The organism is bacterium, assembly GCA_004322275.1.
Classification (GTDB): Bacteria; Desulfobacterota; Deferrisomatia; order Deferrisomatales; family BM512; genus SCTA01.
This window is the reverse complement of the sequence record SCTA01000036.1, coordinates 16783-32897: the sequence shown is the minus strand read 5'-3', so window position 1 is coordinate 32897 and position 16115 is coordinate 16783. Positions and strand designations below refer to the sequence as shown.

Genomic DNA, 16115 nt, shown 5'->3' with positions numbered 1-16115 from the left:
TAACTAAGCCGCGATAGACTTTGACCTAAAATTTTATGTGGCTCGGAGAGGGTTGGTCCTTTTGAAGGCGGATAGGCCCGCCATCATGTCTAATACACCATATCTTTCAAAAGTTCCTCAACTCCATCCCGAATCTCGTCCCTAACCCGCCTGAACACCTCCATGACCTCTTCGTAGCTCCCGACCGCCGAGGCGGGGTCCTCGAAGGGCATGTGGCGGCGCTCGCCGACCTTTCCGGTGAAGATGGGGCATGACTCTCTGGCGGAGTCGCAGACCGTGACGAGGAGGTCGATCTCTCTGTCCATGTATTCGTCGGCGGATTTCGACCTCTGGCCGGAGATGTCTACCCCGGCCTCCGCCATCGCGCGAATCGCCAGGGGGTGTACGCTGATCGGCTTTGTCCCGGCGGAGAGCGCCTCCACGCGGCCGCCGGAGAGGTGGCGGAGCCACCCTTCGGCCATCTGGCTGCGGCAGGAGTTGCCGGTGCAGAGGAAAAGAACGGTTTTCTTTTTTGCCTGTTGATTCATATTAAAAAACCTCCGTGAATTCCCTGCGGTTGGGAGAAAACCGCACCGCCAGCACCCGGATGCCCCCCAGTACAAGTACCAGTATAACAGCCGCGACAAGTTTCTCCCGCGACATCTCCTTGTACCAGAAACCGAGGATTTCGGTCAGCACGGTCACCAGCACCGAGTCGATTATGTAAGTGACCTTGACCCTGCCCTCCGAAAAATAAATCTTGGCCGTCCGGTATATCTCGACCATCGCCAGTATGGACAATGAGTTGAGCATTATACCGCGTGACAGCTCCTCTACCGAAATGGCTGAAAAGGAGAGCAGGATTTTGGCCGTATTCAGGGTGGTGAAGGCTATCGCCCCCAGAATCACTACCATGAAGGCGACGAGAGCCCCGCGAACGCCGGTCTCTACGAGGCTCTCCAGCCGGGTTGAAATTTCTTCATGGTTTTTCATACAATCACCACCGAATCCGCGCCGCCCCCGGATTCCGCCGTTTTCGGGAAAGAGACCCTTACGAGGACTCCGGCCCTTCCGTCTCCGCTTATTATTTCCACTTTTCCTCCGAAGCGCCCCGCCGAGGCGCGCACTATGTAAAGCCCCATCCCGGAGCCGGGAATCCCGCCGGAATTTTTGCCCCGGTAGCGGTAGTCGAAGATGTGCCGCTGATCCTCTTCCCCGATGCCCGGCCCGTCGTCCTCAACCTCTATGACCGCGCTGCCCCCGCTGTAAAGCGTCCTGACCACGATAGTGCTCATCACGGGGCAGTAATTGACGGCGTTCTCGATGAGGTTCGAGACTATGAGGCGGGCTATCTCCGCGGGAAGCGAGGCGCTGACGCACTCCTCGTTTATCTCCTCGAAAATCAGGATTCCCTTTTTATCGGCATGCCCGCGGTGCAGCGCTATGGCGTCCGAAGCGCCCTCCCGCAGGTCGCAAAGGCACTTGTAGCTAGTGCAGGTATCCTCGATCTCCTTGAGGGCGCGCACGCCGCTCGCGGCTGATTCGAGGTACGCCGCCGACCGGCTTATATCCCGCGCCAGCGCCCTGATCTCGTCCTCGCAAAGGCTGTTGGCGCGCATCTCCAGCCGCTTTGAAAACCCTCCTATGGCAACGAGCTTGTTGGCTATCTCATGCAGCAAAACCCCCTCGCGCATTCTCGCTTCTTCCGAATCCATTTTCAGGCGGCCTATTTTCGCCTCCGAATCCTTCCTGAAAATGTTCTTTTGAACCAGAGTATCCACCCGGAGGCAAAGCTCCTTAACCGAAAAGGGTTTGCCCATGTAGTCGTCTGCGCCCGCCTCAAGGCCTATCTCCCGGTGGTTGACGTCCCCAAGCGCCGTAAGCATCAGAACCGGAGTCTGGGCGACAGAGGCGTCGTCATGGCGGCGAATCAGCCTGCATATCTCCCTGCCGTCGATGTCGGGAAGCATCAGATCCAGAATTATGGCGTCCGGATGCTTGATCGCTACCAGAGAGCAGGCCTTCAGCCCCGTATCGGCCCAATGGACCTCCATCCCCCTCGCCTCCAGATTTATCCTGATAATCTCCGCTATCTCCGGCTCGTCCTCGACTATTAATACAACAGGCTTGCCGAGGGTTTTGTTTTCGATTGAAATCGCTTCTGACCGCATGGCTGCTCCTTTTCTCGCCCCGCGCCCGGCGGAACGTCTTTTTAAATCCATGGTCAGAATAGTAACGGGAGAGTGTTTCGGATTTGTTATGAGGAGGTTTTTATTCCGTTAAACAGGCGGCGCAGCAAAAAAAGCCTCTCAAAAAGAGAGGACCTCAGGCTGTTGACCTGGAGCTCCCTTGTTGTTCTGTTTTTTGTGCGGAAAACTTCTCTTTTCGCCACAAATGGATTATTCGGCGGTCTTCATGATTTATTCATAATTGATTGCATATCATACGGCCTTCAGACAGGAGGAGCACGTATGGTTGCAAGACTTTTTGCCTCACCGAAGGCGCTTTCGCCGTGAGCAGGCTGTCAATAGTATTGCCCGCGTACAATGAGGAGGGGAATATAATCCCCCTGACGGGCGAAATTATGGAGGCTCTGACAGGGCTGCTCTCGCACTTCGACGAGATCGAGTGCGTTTTTGTCGACGACGCTTCCACCGACGGCACCCAAAGAGAGATTTCGGAGGCGCGCGCGCTATACCCTGCTCTCGGGATACGCCTGGTGGCGCTAAAGCGCAACTCGGGGCTTTCAGCCGCGATGGCGGCGGGTTTCGCCGCCGCCAGGGGTTCGGTCGTGGCTACGCTGGATACGGATTTGCAAAACGATCCTCGCGACCTGCCGAAACTTCTCTCCCATCTGGACCGCGGGGATGTGATTATCGGCATAAGGGCCAACAGGCGCGACACCTTTATAAAGCGCATGAGCTCGAAAATCGCCAACTGGATTCGCAACCGGGTGACCGGCGAAGACATTATCGACACGGGCTGCTCGCTTAAGGTTTATCGCAAACAGCACCTCGACAGGATAAAGCTGTTTACCGGCCTCCACAGGTTTCTTCCGACCCTGCTGAAGCTCGAAGGGGCCAGGGTGATACAGGTTCCGGTGAGCCACCGCCCCCGAATACGCGGCAAGGCGAAATACAATTTCTGGAACAGGCTGACGGGCCCTTTGATGGATCTGCTGGCGGTGCGCTGGATGCAAAAGAGACATTTCGCCAACCAGTGGGAGGAAATACATGGAGATTGATCTCTGGCTCGTGCTGGGCTTTAGCGCGCAGGCTCTTTTTTCCGGGAGGCTGCTGGTTCAGTGGGTCGTGAGCGAGAAGAAACGAAAGAGCACGGTGCCGAAGCTGTTCTGGTACCTTTCGCTTTTCGGAAGTACGCTTCTTCTCGTCTACGCAATCCATAAAATGGATCCGGTATTCATCCTCGGTCAGGGATTCGGCCTGGTGGTTTACGTGCGAAACCTGATGCTGTGGAAAGATGAGGAAGCGGTCGCCGAATCCGCATGAAAACCGCGAGTCAGACCATCCTTATAGCCCTGCTGCTGGCCGCGACGCTGACTCTGGGCTCAGCCAGCCGAGGCTTTTGGGGTAATCACGGAGAGGGAAGGCGCGCCGAGGTAGCCCGGGAGGTCGCCGCTTCAGGCAACTGGCTCGTCCCTACCCTCGAAGGAGAGCCTTTCGTCACCAAGCCGCCGCTTAGCTACTGGTTAATGGCTGCGGTTTTCACCGTCACGGGCCGCGCCACGGAAGGGACGGCGCGCATTCCGGCGGTTTTGGCGACACTGGCTACCCTTTTGCTGGTCGCCGGCATTGCCGGGCGCTGGAAATCTCCCGAGGACGGCCGCCTTTACTGCGATCCCGCCACTGCGGGCGTCCTCTTCGCCTCCATGCCTCTGGTCCTCCTCATGGGGCAAAACGCCGAGACGGAGCCTCTGCTGGCCTTTTTCTCCACCCTCTCTGTCTATTCCTGGTTCCGGGTGCGTCCGGGCGCTAAATCCGGCGAGGATACCGGCTGGCGGTTTCTCTTCGCGTGCTCTCTGGCGCTCGGCTTTATGGTCAAGGGCCCCCTCGGCTGGGTGTTTCCACTGCCGGGAGTCGTTGCCTGCGAGCTGGCCTCGCCGAAGGGGAAGCGGCGGACAGGCTATTTGGACCTGCCGCTTTTCCTTCTGGCCCACGTACTGCTGGCCGCGCCCTGGTTCATCTACGTCTATCGGAACGTGCCCGGAGCCCTCGACGTATGGCTCGGCGAGAGCGTTAACCGTATCGCGGACCCCACTTTTACAACCCACAAGGAACCTTTCTGGTACTATATTCCGATGCTGGCGGCTTTTGGGCCGGTTGTGGTTTTTTTGCCCTCTCTTTTGAGGCGCGCCACGTCAAGAGAAGGGCTTAAGGCTCTTTGGCCTTTTCTGTGGTTCGCCGCCGGAGTGATTTTTCTCAGTATGGCAACGAGCAAGCGCGCCCATTACCTACTTTCCCTCGCTCCCGGGCTCGCGCTGGCGGCTGCCGCCCAGGTTCACTCCATGGAAAAGAGTCTCACCGGCCGCCTGTCGAGGCCGTTTTTCCGTTTCGCCGGATGGCTTTCCCCGGCGCTACTTATCCTTGCCTGTGGGTGGCTGCTCACGCTGGGCTCCGGAAAAATCTCCTTCGGCCTTCTTATGGCGGTGGCGGGAGTTGCGGTAGTTTACCTGTTCCTCTGGCGTTATCGAGATTTCGATGCGATAAAATTTTTTGGGGTTTCTTTTTTGGCTGTCTCTGTTCTCGGGACGATGGGTTTTGTTCCCGTCATTGACGCCTACAGGAGCCCGGCGTCATTTTTTGCCGAGGTTGCAACCGCCACAGGGAGCGACGGCCCGGTCGTCAATTGGAACAACGATCTGGTTTCCTCAAACTTTTACCTGAGGCGCTTTGTCGCCAACGTAAACAGCGAGGAGGAACTCGCCGCCGCGCTTCCGGGCGGAGGATGGCTTGTAGGAGAGCCCTATGATTTCCGGCATCCTCCGCGCGGTATTCAGGAGGTTCTGAGAAGAGAGGCGGCGGACCCGTTCAATCCCTCCAGAAAAAGAGTGTGGGCCCTTTACAGGTGGAATCCGGCTGCGGACAATGAGGCCTCTGAAAAATAACATTCCGCTTCCATCATACCGGGAGTTCACCCAGATGAGACTGCTTATCGTCGAAGACAACGAGGACCTTGCCAGCGCCCTTTGCAGGGGGCTTCGAGAAGAAGGCTTTATCGTCGATCACGCCGCCGGAGGCGCTGATGGCCTGCATCTGGCGCAAATCCAGGATTATGATCTGATTCTGCTGGATATTTCGCTCCCGGAGGTAAGCGGTTTTCAGATTCTGGAAACGCTTCGTTCCGAACACAACGATGTACCGGTGGTTTTTCTGACGGCGCGCAAAGATGTCGAGGACAGGGTGAGGGGCCTTCGGCTGGGCGGAGACGACTATCTTTCCAAGCCCTTCAGCTTTGAGGAACTGCTCGCCAGGATTCGGGCGGTGCTGAGGCGTTCGTCCGGATTTCCCCAGGGGCGGCTTCTCTGGGGGAGGCTTGAGATGAAACCGGAAGCTCACCTTGCGCTTTGGGACAACCAGCCGGTAGACCTTACCCACAAAGAATTCCAGTTACTGGAGACCTTTTTGCTGAACAGGGGGAAGGCGCTCACCCGCACGCGCCTTGCCCTGAACGTTTACGATAGCGCCTTTGAATGCGATTCCAACGTCATCGACGCCCATGTGGCCAATCTGCGAAAGAAATTATTGAAAGCCACCGGAGCCGCCTTGATTGAAACCGTGCGCGGAGTGGGCTTCCGGCTGCCCGAGTCCCCCTCATGAAATCAATCCGTATGCGCATTCTCGTGCCTTTGGCGGCGCTCACGGCTCTGTCTCTTTTTCTTACCTATTGGACAATCTACGGGCTGGTCCGCCGGGATTTGCTAAGCGGACTCGATGAAACGCTTGGAGTAATGGCCAACGGCGTCGCATCCGCAATGGAATTGGAGGTCGGCGGTGTTTTTGAACTGGAGCTGCGGGAGCCGCAGATATCCCGGTTCACGGGCCCTGAAGCGGATTCGTTTTTCGTCATAAGAGAGTCTTCGGGGAAAATCGCAAGCTCCTCGGTCCCCAATCCTCCGGAGACACAGGTTAAGGACCGGTTTGAGACGCTTTCTTTGAACGGACGCTCTTACCGGGTAATAACCATCCCGATCACGAAGGCGACTGAAGACGATGAAATGGACCGCGTATACTGGAAAACGCAAAATCCGGGGAAAACCCTTCCCACGGTGGAGAACAGGCAATACGTAGTGTCCGTGGGGCATCTCATGGAGGATGTTGACGAAACCCTCGCCTTGTTCGGCACAAGGCTGGCTTTGGGGCTAGGCGGGTTTTTCGTATTGCTCCTGCTGATACCGGCGGGGGTTGTTTCCCGTGCGCTCACTCCCATCAAGCGTTTGTCCGCGCAAGCGGACCTGGTCGGCCCGGAATCCGGCAGTGAGAAACTAAATGAAGACGGGGTGGACAAAGAGGTTCACTCTCTTGTCGTGGCGCTGAACCACGCTCTTGCCCGGCTAACCGACGCCTACAAGAGACAGAAGCAATTCACCTGCGACGCCGCTCATGAGCTTCGCACTCCGATAAGCGCCATCCGCGTGCAATGCGAGGTGGCACTACGCAAGGAACGCGACGCGGAAGAATTGAAAAAAACCCTTGAAGCGGTAGGTCGCGCTTCGCACCGCTTGTCGAATATCGTAGAAAGTCTTCTTGCTCTGGCCCGCGTGCAGAATGTGGAGCATGACTCCAACCCCGGCAACCTGGTTGACATGGCGGACGCATGCTCGGAAGCGATCGAACTTAACAGGGCTTTTGCGAGCTTTAAAAATATCTCTATGGAAAAAAATATTTCCCCCGGGATAACCGTTCGCGGCAATGAAACGCTTATCGTCGAAGCGGTGTCCAACCTTCTTGAGAACGCCGTCAGGTACACCCCCGAGGGGGGACGGGTGGTTCTGGAGCTTTCAAACAATCCCGACCCCACGGTGGCGGTAACTGATACCGGAATCGGGATCGCCAAAGAACATCACGATAAAATATTCGACCGCTTCTACTGCGTGGACAAGGTCTCGGCGCGCGCAGGCGGCGGCGCGGGTCTCGGCCTCGCCATCGTCAGGGAAATAGCGGCGATGCACGAAGCAAAAATAACTCTGGAAAGCGAACCCGGCAAAGGCAGCACGTTCCAGTTGCGATTCAGGATTTGAATTCCAAAAAACCGGTACCGGCAATCAAAATGGGGATTCCTGGGGAAGTCTTTTTTTTCTTCGCCGAAAAGTAACGCAAGCCCCCTCCGATGCGTAAACCAAAAGAGAGAAACTCCGAAACGGCAAAGTCATCGCGAAGCTTTAAAAATTGACCCTGAACTTCAATCCGGCATATTCTCAGGTGCGCCCAATTTTCAGTTTTAAGGCGCTTGGCGTCTTTCCACCGCATGACGCCGGCATTTTCAACTTACCCACCCACATTGCCTCCGCCCGGGAAAAGAGCCTGAGGCGGGATTGGGAGTTAAGATGCGTTTCCCATTGTTCATAGCGGCTGGAGCCTTGATCCTTTTCACCCAGGCCTGCAGCGATTCGGTTGAAGTGCATAACCCCCCGGTTTTTGATTTGCCGGGTTCCGTCACGGTTGACGAGAACTCCACCGTCGCCTTCATACTGACTGCAACGGATATCGATGGCGGCGTACTCAGATACGGCGCAGCGAGCCTCCCCCAGGGGGCGTCCTTTGTCCCCGCCACCGGCGAGTTCGACTGGACGCCGGGCTATTCCGACGCGGGAAGCTACGAGGTCGTCTTCACCGTCAGCGACGGGGAACTGGAAACCACGAAGACGGTCACCATAACGGTAAACAACGTGGACCGCGCGCCGGTTCTCGAACCCATCGTCACCCTCGCCGTGGACGAGAACTCAACCCTTTCATATACCCTCGCGGCGGCCGACCCGGACGGCGACACCCTCGCCTGCGGCGCCGAAGGGCTTCCCGCCGGAGCGACGCTGAACGGCTCAACCGGCGAATTAAGCTGGGCGACGGGCTATTCCGACGCCGGAAGCTACGACATAACATTCACCGTCAGCGACGGATTCATGGAGGTCTCCGAGACGGTCACTGTGACGGTGAATAACGTCAACCGCGCGCCGGTTCTCGAACCCACCGGCTCCAGGGGAGTGGACGAAAACTCGGCGCTTTCCTTTACCCTTGCGGCGACCGATCCCGACGGAGACACCCTCGCCTACGGCGCCGAAGGGCTTCCCGCCGGAGCGACGCTGAATGCTTCAACCGGCGACTTCGGCTGGACGCCGGGCTATTCCGACGCCGGAAGCTACGACATTACCTTCACCATCAGCGACGGAACCCTCGAAGACTCGGAGACGGTCACGATAACGGTTGCCAACGTCAACCGCGCGCCGGTTCTCGGCTTCATCGGCCCCATTATCGTGTTCGAGAACGCCATCCTTGAATTAACACTCGAGGCGACGGACCCCGACGGCGACGAGGTCGCCTTCAGCGCCTCCGGCCTTCCCCCGAGAGCGTCCTTCAACCCTTCAACCGGCGAAATAAGCTGGGCTCCGGTTTATTCCGATGCGGGGATCTACTACGCCACCTTTACCGTCAGCGACGGAACCCTCGAAGACTCGGAATCGATCACCATCACCACTCCCTATACCTACCCGACGGACCCGGACGGCTATGAAAACGACAGCGGCCCGGAGAATGCGGGCTTGCTTGAAATAGGAGAAATCCAGTTTCGTTCGATCTTTCCGGTCGGCGACGCAGACTGGATGCGCATCAGCCTTACCGGCGGCGTCACCTACGAGTTCACAACCTCCCATCTTTCGATCAACGGCGACACCTGGCTTTGGCTCTTCGACACCGACGGTACGACCTGTCTTACGCAAAACGATGACTGCGTGGGGTACGACAGCTGCTTTCAGTACACCCCCGCAGCGGACGGCGATTATTACCTGAAGGTCAACGGCTATATTATCCGGGGGCTGATGAGCTACAGCCTTGAGGTCCATCCCTTCGTGGACAACGACGGCGACAACTGGTCCGCTTTTCACGACTGCAACGAGACGGACCCCGGAATAAATCCAAAGGCTACGGATATAGCCGGCGACGGGATCGACCAGAACTGCACGGGGACCGACGCCCTCGTCGCCGAGGTTCCGGATCCCTTCGAGGATGACGATACGATGGAGACCGCCACCGAACTGGTCACGGCGCAGGGTATGCAGTACGAATTCACGAGAAGGTCGGAATTTTTCCCGGAGGCGATGCACACTCTTCACGACCTAAACGACGTGGACTGGTTCACGGTGGATATACCGCCCCATGAAATGGTGGGGGTCGAGGTAATAGGCTATTACAGTTGGCCGCTGCAGGAAACCACTTACGGCATAATATTGCTTGAGGTGGCCGATACTAGCCTCCGAACGAATCCTAAATGGGATGGATACGTTTTGATCGCAAACGACACCGAAACCCCCCAAAAGGCATTCCTCCGGACGATTGAGCCAGACCAGCCTCTCTCGTACGTGATATGCGCGATACCGCAGGGCTTTGACATCGACATGGACGGCTCCGGGACGATGGGTATGTGGTTCGAGCACGACTGCGACGACACGAACCCGGGGATAAATGACAACGCCTTCGACATCCCGGGCGACGGAATCGATCAGGACTGCGACGGGGTTGACGCGATTTCGGGAAGCGGCGTTTCGCCCGTCAGGAATGCTCCGCTCAAGCGGCGCAGGTAGGATTTCGGGATTCCGGTTACTCCGTTGTGACGACAGCCGTTACCCTGCGGTTCTTGGCCCGTCCCGCTCTGGTGTCGTTGGGGGCTATCGGGCGGGTCTCGCCGTAACCCGCGGCTTTGATGCGGTCAGGAGAGATCTTCCAGGTTTTTATTAAAATCCGCGCCAGACTTTTCGCTCTCTTCTCCGAGAGAGTCTGGTTGTACCCAGCCTCGCCCGTGCTGTCTGCGTAACCTTCTATGGTTATTCGCGCCTTCGGATTGGCCGCCATGAACTGCGCGAGCTTCTCCACTTCCTCCAGATATTTCTTTTTCACCGCGTGGGAATTGAGGTCAAACTGCATGGACAGCTCCAGGCGTTCGACCTTCTTTTCAGACGCGGGAGCGGACGCCGCAGGTTTTACCTCGGGCACGATCGCCTTTGCCACTTCGGGAGCTTTGGGCGCTTTCGGAGCTTCGGCTGCTACCGGGGCTTTCGGAGCTTCCGGTGCTTTTGCCGCTTCCACGGGTCTGATCGCTACTTCGGTTTTCGGGGGCTCTTCCCTGAAAAGACATCCGTCGGAATCCACCTTCATGCCGCGGGGAGTGCCGGGGCACTTGTCGAGGCTGTTGGGAACTCCATCACCGTCGTCGTCTCCGTCCTCTACCTTCGGAGCAAGCGCGACGGCTGCCGGAAGGGCCGGGGGCTCCGCCTTGACTTCGGCTGGCGGCGCCGGGGCCGGTTCCACGGGCTTTTCGGCTACCGGGGGGGAGCCTTTGGGGCCGTCAAAGAACCACGAGACCCCGACGGTGGCAAGCAGATTGTAACGCGCGGGGCCATGTGTGACTATCTGGCGCAGGTCGCCCCGTACGGACAGCCGGTCGCTGACGCCGTATCCGGCTCCCGCTCCGTAGTGAAAGGTCCACTCCCGCTCGATACCGGATTTATTGAGATTGTCGTAGTCGTAGAAAGCCGAGCCGACGCCGAAACCGAGATAGGGCGAGAGCTTTTCAGAGGACAAAAACGGCGGGTGGTAAAGCGCTCCCATGCTTGCGGCGGTCAGGGATATTTCGTCGTCTTTCCTGTCCGAAAAAGCGTGGAGAAGCTCAAGTTCCGCCCCCCAGGAGTTGTTGAAGTGATACCCGCCGCGAACTCCCAGCGCCGCGCCGGTCGTGTCGCTCAGGGAAGGGTCGAAGCGGTTTACGCCCGCAAAAGGCGAAATCTCGACGAGGCCGTTTCGCTCCAGCGCCATTGCCGAAATGAACGGCAAGGCGCATGCAAAAATCACGGAAAAGACAAAAATGGCTGGTCTCATTAGGCACCTTGAGCAAGTTTAGAAGTTTTTTCCTGCCAAGGTATTATTTCTTAACACAATTCCCCCGCCCGGAAAACAGATAATGACCAGCCCGGTCTGATGCGGCTCAAGGCGACGGAGATTTAGACCGGTTCAGGCTCATTAAAAAAGGGCCTCTTTTTGCGCGGAGGCCCTTTTCCATTCACTCTACCAAGCCCTCAATGGCTGCAGGCGTGCCCTTCTCCATGTCCGCCGCAGACGAAACCGGGGCTCCATTTATCGAGGGAGCCGCTCGCCAGGAGGCTTAGGTTCTCCGCGATCGTAGAGCCCTTCGACCTGTAGACTGCGATATTGGCGCTGGTAAGGCCGCTAAGCGCCCCGCCGCCTATTCCGCCGACCACGACGGCGCTGACGGGGTGATCGCTGATAGCCTTGAGGGGCTGACAGGAGCCGTGCGCGTGGCTCGTATCCCTGTTTCGGACTTCAGTCACCTCGTTGCTTTCAAGGTCTACCATCACAAAGAGGGGCGCGGAGCCGAAGTGGTCGAACACCTTGCTTTCGAGCCCTTCGTTTCGCTCTACCGGGAAGCATATCTTCATGGTTAATCTCCGTTCGATCGAGGTTGCCAAATTCTTTAGGGATTTTATAACAGTAAATCAACCGGAGGGCAAATTCGCCTCAAATCATCGAGACAATCGCCCAGAGCGAAAGCCCCGCCGCGAAGACCAACGCCGCATCCAGTTTCAGGTACCGCACTCCGGCGAGCGCCAGCGCCGCGAAAATAAACTCCTTCGGCCCCTTCAGGGCGTGCGAGCCGAGCTGTATCACCATCAGGGCCAGAAGCCCTACAAAGGACGCCATCACCCCCGCCAGCGCCCCCCGCGCGCCTTCCAGGTGCCTTACATGTCTGAAAAGCTCGGTGAACACGAGCGTCATGGCTATCGAGGGGGAGAAGATCGCGAAGGTAGCGAGCGCCGCCCCGGCCGCTCCGGCCATCTTGTAGCCGACGAAGGCGGCGGTGATGAGAAACGGCCCCGGAGTTATCTGCCCCATCGCTATGCCATCGGCGAACTGGCCGGGCGTGAGCCATTGGTGTTTGTTCACCACGTCGGCCTGAATGAGCGGCAGGATTGTCGCCCCGTTTCCGAACGCGACCGAGCCGATCTTGAAAAAAACCAGCCCCATCGAGCTCATAAGAGAGGGAATCGCCAGCGCCGCCAGAACCGCCGCAAAAACCGCGCCGGTCACCGCGCCGATACCCAGCCAGCGCTTCGGCCCCGCGCTCTCTTCAACGTCTTCGCCGAAGTGCTCTTCCCTCGCTTTCGGGCGAAGGAACAAGGCTCCGAGGGCCAGCGCCAGAAAGACTATTGCAATCGCGTTCATTTTGAAGAGGAGGGCTCCAAACGCCGCCGCGCCGACAATCGCCCGCCCGGTAGTGCGCAGATTGCTTCTCCCCAGATCGATCAGAAGATTGCACAAAATTCCGATGACGAGGGCTTCGAGCCCCAGGAAGAGGCTGGGCATCCAGGGGAGAGTCCCGAAGGTGAAGTAAAGCCAGGAGAGAAGCAGAATCAGGAGAAAGGAGGGCAGGGCGAAGGAAGTGGTGGCGACTACCGCTCCGGTCGCTCCGCGCAGCCTGTAGCCGGTGTAAGCCACGAGATCCATGCCGATCGTTCCGGGATAAAGCTGCACGAGAGAAAGCCCCTCGTCCATCTCCTTTTCCGTGAGCCACTTGCGGGAAGCGGGCATTTTTCTCAGCTTCTGAATGACGACCGGGCCGCCGAAGGCTGTCGCCCCAACGCCAAGATAGGCTAATGCGATTTCTCTGAGTCGTACCCTGTCAGGCAAAATTAAAGTCTTTCGGGAAAGCGGCGTTGGGCCAACGGCTGGCGATTTACATTTGATTCCCCGCGAAAACAATGGTTACAGCTCGCCAATAGCGCAAACGAGTATTTTCTTCGAGAACTAGGAAGGCGAGAAAAATGACCGGAGGAATACCGTGTAGTATTTCGAGGATCATTTTTTGAAGCCTGACAAAGTAAATCGAAGAAAAGACGAAGTTTTGCGGTTTACGGAGGGCACTCGCCGCAAACCGAGCGAAAGAGGTTTGTGCTGAGGTAGCGGTCGCCCCTGTCGGGAAGGATGGCGGCTATCGTGCCTTCCTTCATGCCCTCGGCGACCTTTAGCGCGACGGCCATCGCCGCGCCGGAAGACATCCCGACGAAGAGCCCTTCCTTTTCGGCCATCAGCCGCGCCGTCTCGAAGGCGTCCTCGTCCTTTACCTTCATAACGAGGTCGAGCTTGTCCGGGTTGTAGATGGAGGGCACTATCGACTCCTGCATGTTCTTCAGCCCCTGTATCCGGTGGCCGGGAAGGGGCTCGGCGGCTATAACCTTCACCCTGCCGGACTTCTCGTGCATGAAGCGCGAAATGCCCATCGCCGTGCCGGAGGTCCCGAGACCCGCTACGACGAAATCGAGGTCGCCTCCGGTCTGCTCCCATATCTCGGGGCCGGTGGTCTCGTAGTGGGCCAGCACGTTCGCCTCGTTCTCGAACTGGTTTGGCATGTAATACTCTTCCGGGCTCTCTTCAAGTATCTTGTGGGCCTTGCGGATGGCGCCGTCGGTGGCGTCGCACGCGGGGGAGAGGACGAGATCGGCCCCGTAAGCCTCCAGAATCGCCCTGCGCTCGACGCTTACGCAGGCGGGCATTACGAGCTTGACCTTGTAGCCCCTGACCGCCCCTATCATCGCAAGCGCGATTCCGGTGTTGCCGCTGGTGGCCTCCAGTATCACCTTATCTTTGGTGAGGAGCCCCTTTTTCTCGGCCTCGCGTATCATGTACCAGGCCGTGCGATCCTTGACCGAGCCGCCGGGGTTGGAGCCTTCCAGCTTGGCAAGCACCCGCACGTTGGGGTTCGGGCACAGGTTCTTTATGCGCACCAACGGTGTATTGCCTATCGCCAGCGTAAGTTCTTCAGCAAAACGGGTCACTTTTCGCCCTCCGCAAATTTACGTTCCGAAACCGTCAGCCACTCTTTGAGTCTCCCGTACCGCACCTTGCCGATGGAGGGAGTTTTCCTTATATCGCCCACTTCCGAAAAACCGCCGAGTTTTTCGCGCGTAAGGAGAATCTTCGCGGCGGTCTTCTCGCCGACCCCCGGAAGGGCCATCAGGTCCTCGGAGGCCGCTCCGTTCAGATCTAGAGGATTTCCCAGCAAAAGCCCGCGCCAGCCGCCGATAGACGATATTTCCGGCCCCGCTTCTTCGCTTACCGAAAATTCCCCGCCCGAAAGCTGCCCGACGCGGGGAAAAGGCGCGCCTCGCGGCCGGTCGAACCTGCCGTGCAGGAGCACAGCCGCGAGGCAGAGCGCCCCCGCGAGCAGGAGCCCCGCCTCAGAACTTGCCGAAAGGTTATCCGCCGTTTTCTTTTTCATCGCTGAGGAGCTTGTACTCTATGGCGTCTACAAGGGCCATGTAGGAGGCCTGGATTATGTTCTCGTCCACCCCGACCGTACCCCAGCTGTTCTTTCCGTCGCTGGATTCGATGAGGACGCGCACCCTCGCCCCCGTCCCGGTCCCGCCGGAACCCGAAAGGACGCGGACCTTGAAATCGGTGAGCCTGATGTCCTTTATGGAGGGGTAGAACTTCTCCAGCGCCTTGCGAAGCGCGCAGTCGAGCGCGTTCAGGGGGCCGTTTCCGATGGCGGCGGTGTGCTCTATCTCGTCGCCCACCTTCACCATTATCGCGGCCTCGGAGAAGGGAGTCCTGTCTCCGGCGCGCTTTTCGTCTATGACCCGAAAGCCGAGGAGATCGAAGAACTTCCTGTGTAGGCCAAGCTGTTTTTTGAAGAGCATCTCGAAGCTGGCCTCGGCCCCCTCGTACATGAAGCCCTCTTCTTCGAGGCGCTTAAGCTCGTTCAGTATCTGGACCGCAGCCGGGTCTTTCTCGTTAATCTCAAGGCCGATCTGCTTCGCTTTGGAGAGGATGCTGGCCTTGCCGGAGAGGTCGGAAAGGAGGATGCGCTGGCGGTTGCCGACGAGGGAGGGGTCGATATGCTCGTAGGTGAGCGCGTTTCTAAGCACCGCCGAGACGTGGACGCCTCCCTTGTGGGCGAAGGCGCTGTCGCCGACGAAGGGCTGGTGTTTGTTGTGGGTTACGTTGGCCAGTTCGTCGATGAAGCGGGAAGTCTCCCTAAGGAGCGCAAGCTTTTCGGCAGGTATCGTGTCGATTTTCTGCTTCAGAGCGAGGTTGGGGATTATCGAGACGAGGTTGGCGTTGCCGCAGCGCTCGCCGTAGCCGTTCATCGTGCCCTGCACGTGCGCCGCCCCGGCGCGGACCGCGACGAGAGAATTAGCAACGGCAAGCTCGCTGTCGTTGTGGCAGTGTATCCCGACCACGGCCCCGGTCTCGCGGAGGACCTCTCCTACGATTTCCTCTATCTCCCAGGGCATCGTCCCGCCGTTGGTGTCGCAGAGGACTATCACCTCAGCCCCGCCCCTCACGGCCGCACGCACAGTCTCCATCGCGTAACCGGGATTAGCCTTGTAACCGTCGAAGAAGTGCTCGGCGTCGTAAAGCACCTCCTCGACCCTGGATTTCAGGTACCAGACGCTGCGCTCGATTATTTCGAGGTTGCGCTCCTCGTCGATGCGGAGCGCCTCCCTGACGTGCATATCCCAACTCTTGCCGAAGATGGTGACGACGGGCGTCCCGGCCTTCAGCAGCTTCTGGATGTTGGCGTCTTTGGAGGGAGTGGTATCCGCGCGGCAGGTGGAGCCGAAGGCGCAAAGGCGGGCGTTTTGGAAATGCTCCTTGCGCGCAAGCTCGAAGAACTTGATATCCTTGGGGTTGGAGCCGGGCCAGCCGCCCTCGATGTAGTGGACGCCGAGCTCGTCGATCTTCTTCGCTACGCGCAGCTTGTCCTCGGCACTGAAGGCTATGTCCTCGGACTGCGTGCCGTCGCGAAGGGTGGTGTCGTAAATTTTAACGGTCATTTTATGCCCCTTGGTCGCAAACAAACTCGGGGTCCACCGGACCCCGATCAGATTGAAT

Annotated in this window: 15 protein-coding genes; 6 read left to right on the top strand and 9 right to left on the bottom strand. The window is 58.3% G+C overall.

What is annotated here, in order from left to right; translation table 11 throughout:
- Nucleotides 1–89: 89 nt before the first annotated feature.
- The 3 genes from EPN96_11120 to EPN96_11110 are packed head-to-tail and all read right to left on the bottom strand — an operon-like array spanning nucleotide 90 to nucleotide 2201.
- A complete protein-coding gene (locus EPN96_11120; protein TAL15941.1) occupies nucleotides 90–527 on the bottom strand; it encodes an arsenate reductase ArsC in 438 nt (145 codons plus the stop codon).
- Between the two features lies 1 nt (nucleotide 528).
- Nucleotides 529–972, bottom strand: a complete 444-nt coding sequence (locus tag EPN96_11115; GenBank protein ID TAL15940.1) for a hypothetical protein — start codon at nucleotides 970–972, stop codon at nucleotides 529–531.
- On the bottom strand, nucleotides 969–2201 hold the full coding sequence (locus EPN96_11110) for a response regulator (GenBank protein ID TAL15939.1): 1233 nt from the start codon (nucleotides 2199–2201) through the stop codon (nucleotides 969–971). The genes EPN96_11115 and EPN96_11110 overlap by 4 nt, the downstream gene beginning before the upstream one ends.
- Before the next feature lie 290 nt (nucleotides 2202–2491).
- Between EPN96_11110 and EPN96_11105 the strand changes: the two genes are divergently transcribed.
- The 6 genes from EPN96_11105 to EPN96_11080 all read left to right on the top strand — a co-directional run bounded on the left by EPN96_11105 (nucleotide 2492) and on the right by EPN96_11080 (nucleotide 9790).
- Nucleotides 2492–3223 carry a glycosyltransferase gene (locus tag EPN96_11105; protein ID TAL15938.1) on the top strand — a complete coding sequence of 244 codons (732 nt, stop codon included), beginning with the start codon at nucleotides 2492–2494 and terminating at the stop codon, nucleotides 3221–3223.
- The gene (locus EPN96_11100) at nucleotides 3213–3488 is read left to right on the top strand and encodes a hypothetical protein (protein TAL15937.1); all 276 of its coding nucleotides are present in this window, start codon (nucleotides 3213–3215) and stop codon (nucleotides 3486–3488) included. Before EPN96_11105 ends, EPN96_11100 begins: the two co-directional genes overlap by 11 nt.
- Entirely contained in the window at nucleotides 3485–5104 is a 1620-nt protein-coding gene (locus EPN96_11095; protein ID TAL15936.1) for a phospholipid carrier-dependent glycosyltransferase, read from the top strand. The genes EPN96_11100 and EPN96_11095 overlap by 4 nt, the downstream gene beginning before the upstream one ends.
- Before the next feature lie 34 nt (nucleotides 5105–5138).
- Complete coding sequence (locus EPN96_11090) at nucleotides 5139–5816, top strand: response regulator transcription factor (protein ID TAL15935.1); 678 nt, start codon at nucleotides 5139–5141, stop codon at nucleotides 5814–5816.
- Complete coding sequence (locus EPN96_11085) at nucleotides 5813–7237, top strand: hypothetical protein (protein ID TAL15934.1); 1425 nt, start codon at nucleotides 5813–5815, stop codon at nucleotides 7235–7237. The genes EPN96_11090 and EPN96_11085 overlap by 4 nt, the downstream gene beginning before the upstream one ends.
- Nucleotides 7238–7543: 306 nt before the next feature.
- A complete protein-coding gene (locus tag EPN96_11080; protein ID TAL15933.1) occupies nucleotides 7544–9790 on the top strand; it encodes a tandem-95 repeat protein in 2247 nt (748 codons plus the stop codon).
- A gap of 16 nt (nucleotides 9791–9806) precedes the next feature.
- Here the strand turns inward: EPN96_11080 and EPN96_11075 are convergent, their stop codons facing one another.
- The 6 genes from EPN96_11075 to EPN96_11050 form a co-directional block, all read right to left on the bottom strand.
- Entirely contained in the window at nucleotides 9807–11081 is a 1275-nt protein-coding gene (locus tag EPN96_11075) for an OmpA family protein (protein ID TAL15932.1), read from the bottom strand.
- A 197-nt stretch (nucleotides 11082–11278) separates the two neighbouring features.
- Nucleotides 11279–11659 (bottom strand): diguanylate cyclase, encoded by a 381-nt coding sequence (locus tag EPN96_11070; protein ID TAL15931.1) that lies wholly within the window; start codon nucleotides 11657–11659, stop codon nucleotides 11279–11281.
- Between the two features lie 79 nt (nucleotides 11660–11738).
- The gene (gene chrA, locus EPN96_11065; GenBank protein TAL15930.1) at nucleotides 11739–12980 is read right to left on the bottom strand and encodes a chromate efflux transporter; all 1242 of its coding nucleotides are present in this window, start codon (nucleotides 12978–12980) and stop codon (nucleotides 11739–11741) included.
- Between the two features lie 149 nt (nucleotides 12981–13129).
- Nucleotides 13130–14053, bottom strand: coding sequence for a cysteine synthase family protein (locus EPN96_11060; GenBank protein TAL15929.1), 924 nt, complete (start codon nucleotides 14051–14053; stop codon nucleotides 13130–13132).
- Nucleotides 14050–14496, bottom strand: a complete 447-nt coding sequence (locus EPN96_11055; GenBank protein TAL15928.1) for a hypothetical protein — start codon at nucleotides 14494–14496, stop codon at nucleotides 14050–14052. The genes EPN96_11060 and EPN96_11055 overlap by 4 nt, the downstream gene beginning before the upstream one ends.
- Nucleotides 14474–16057, bottom strand: coding sequence for a citramalate synthase (locus tag EPN96_11050; protein TAL15927.1), 1584 nt, complete (start codon nucleotides 16055–16057; stop codon nucleotides 14474–14476). Before EPN96_11050 ends, EPN96_11055 begins: the two co-directional genes overlap by 23 nt.
- Between the last annotated feature and the right edge of the window lie 58 nt (nucleotides 16058–16115).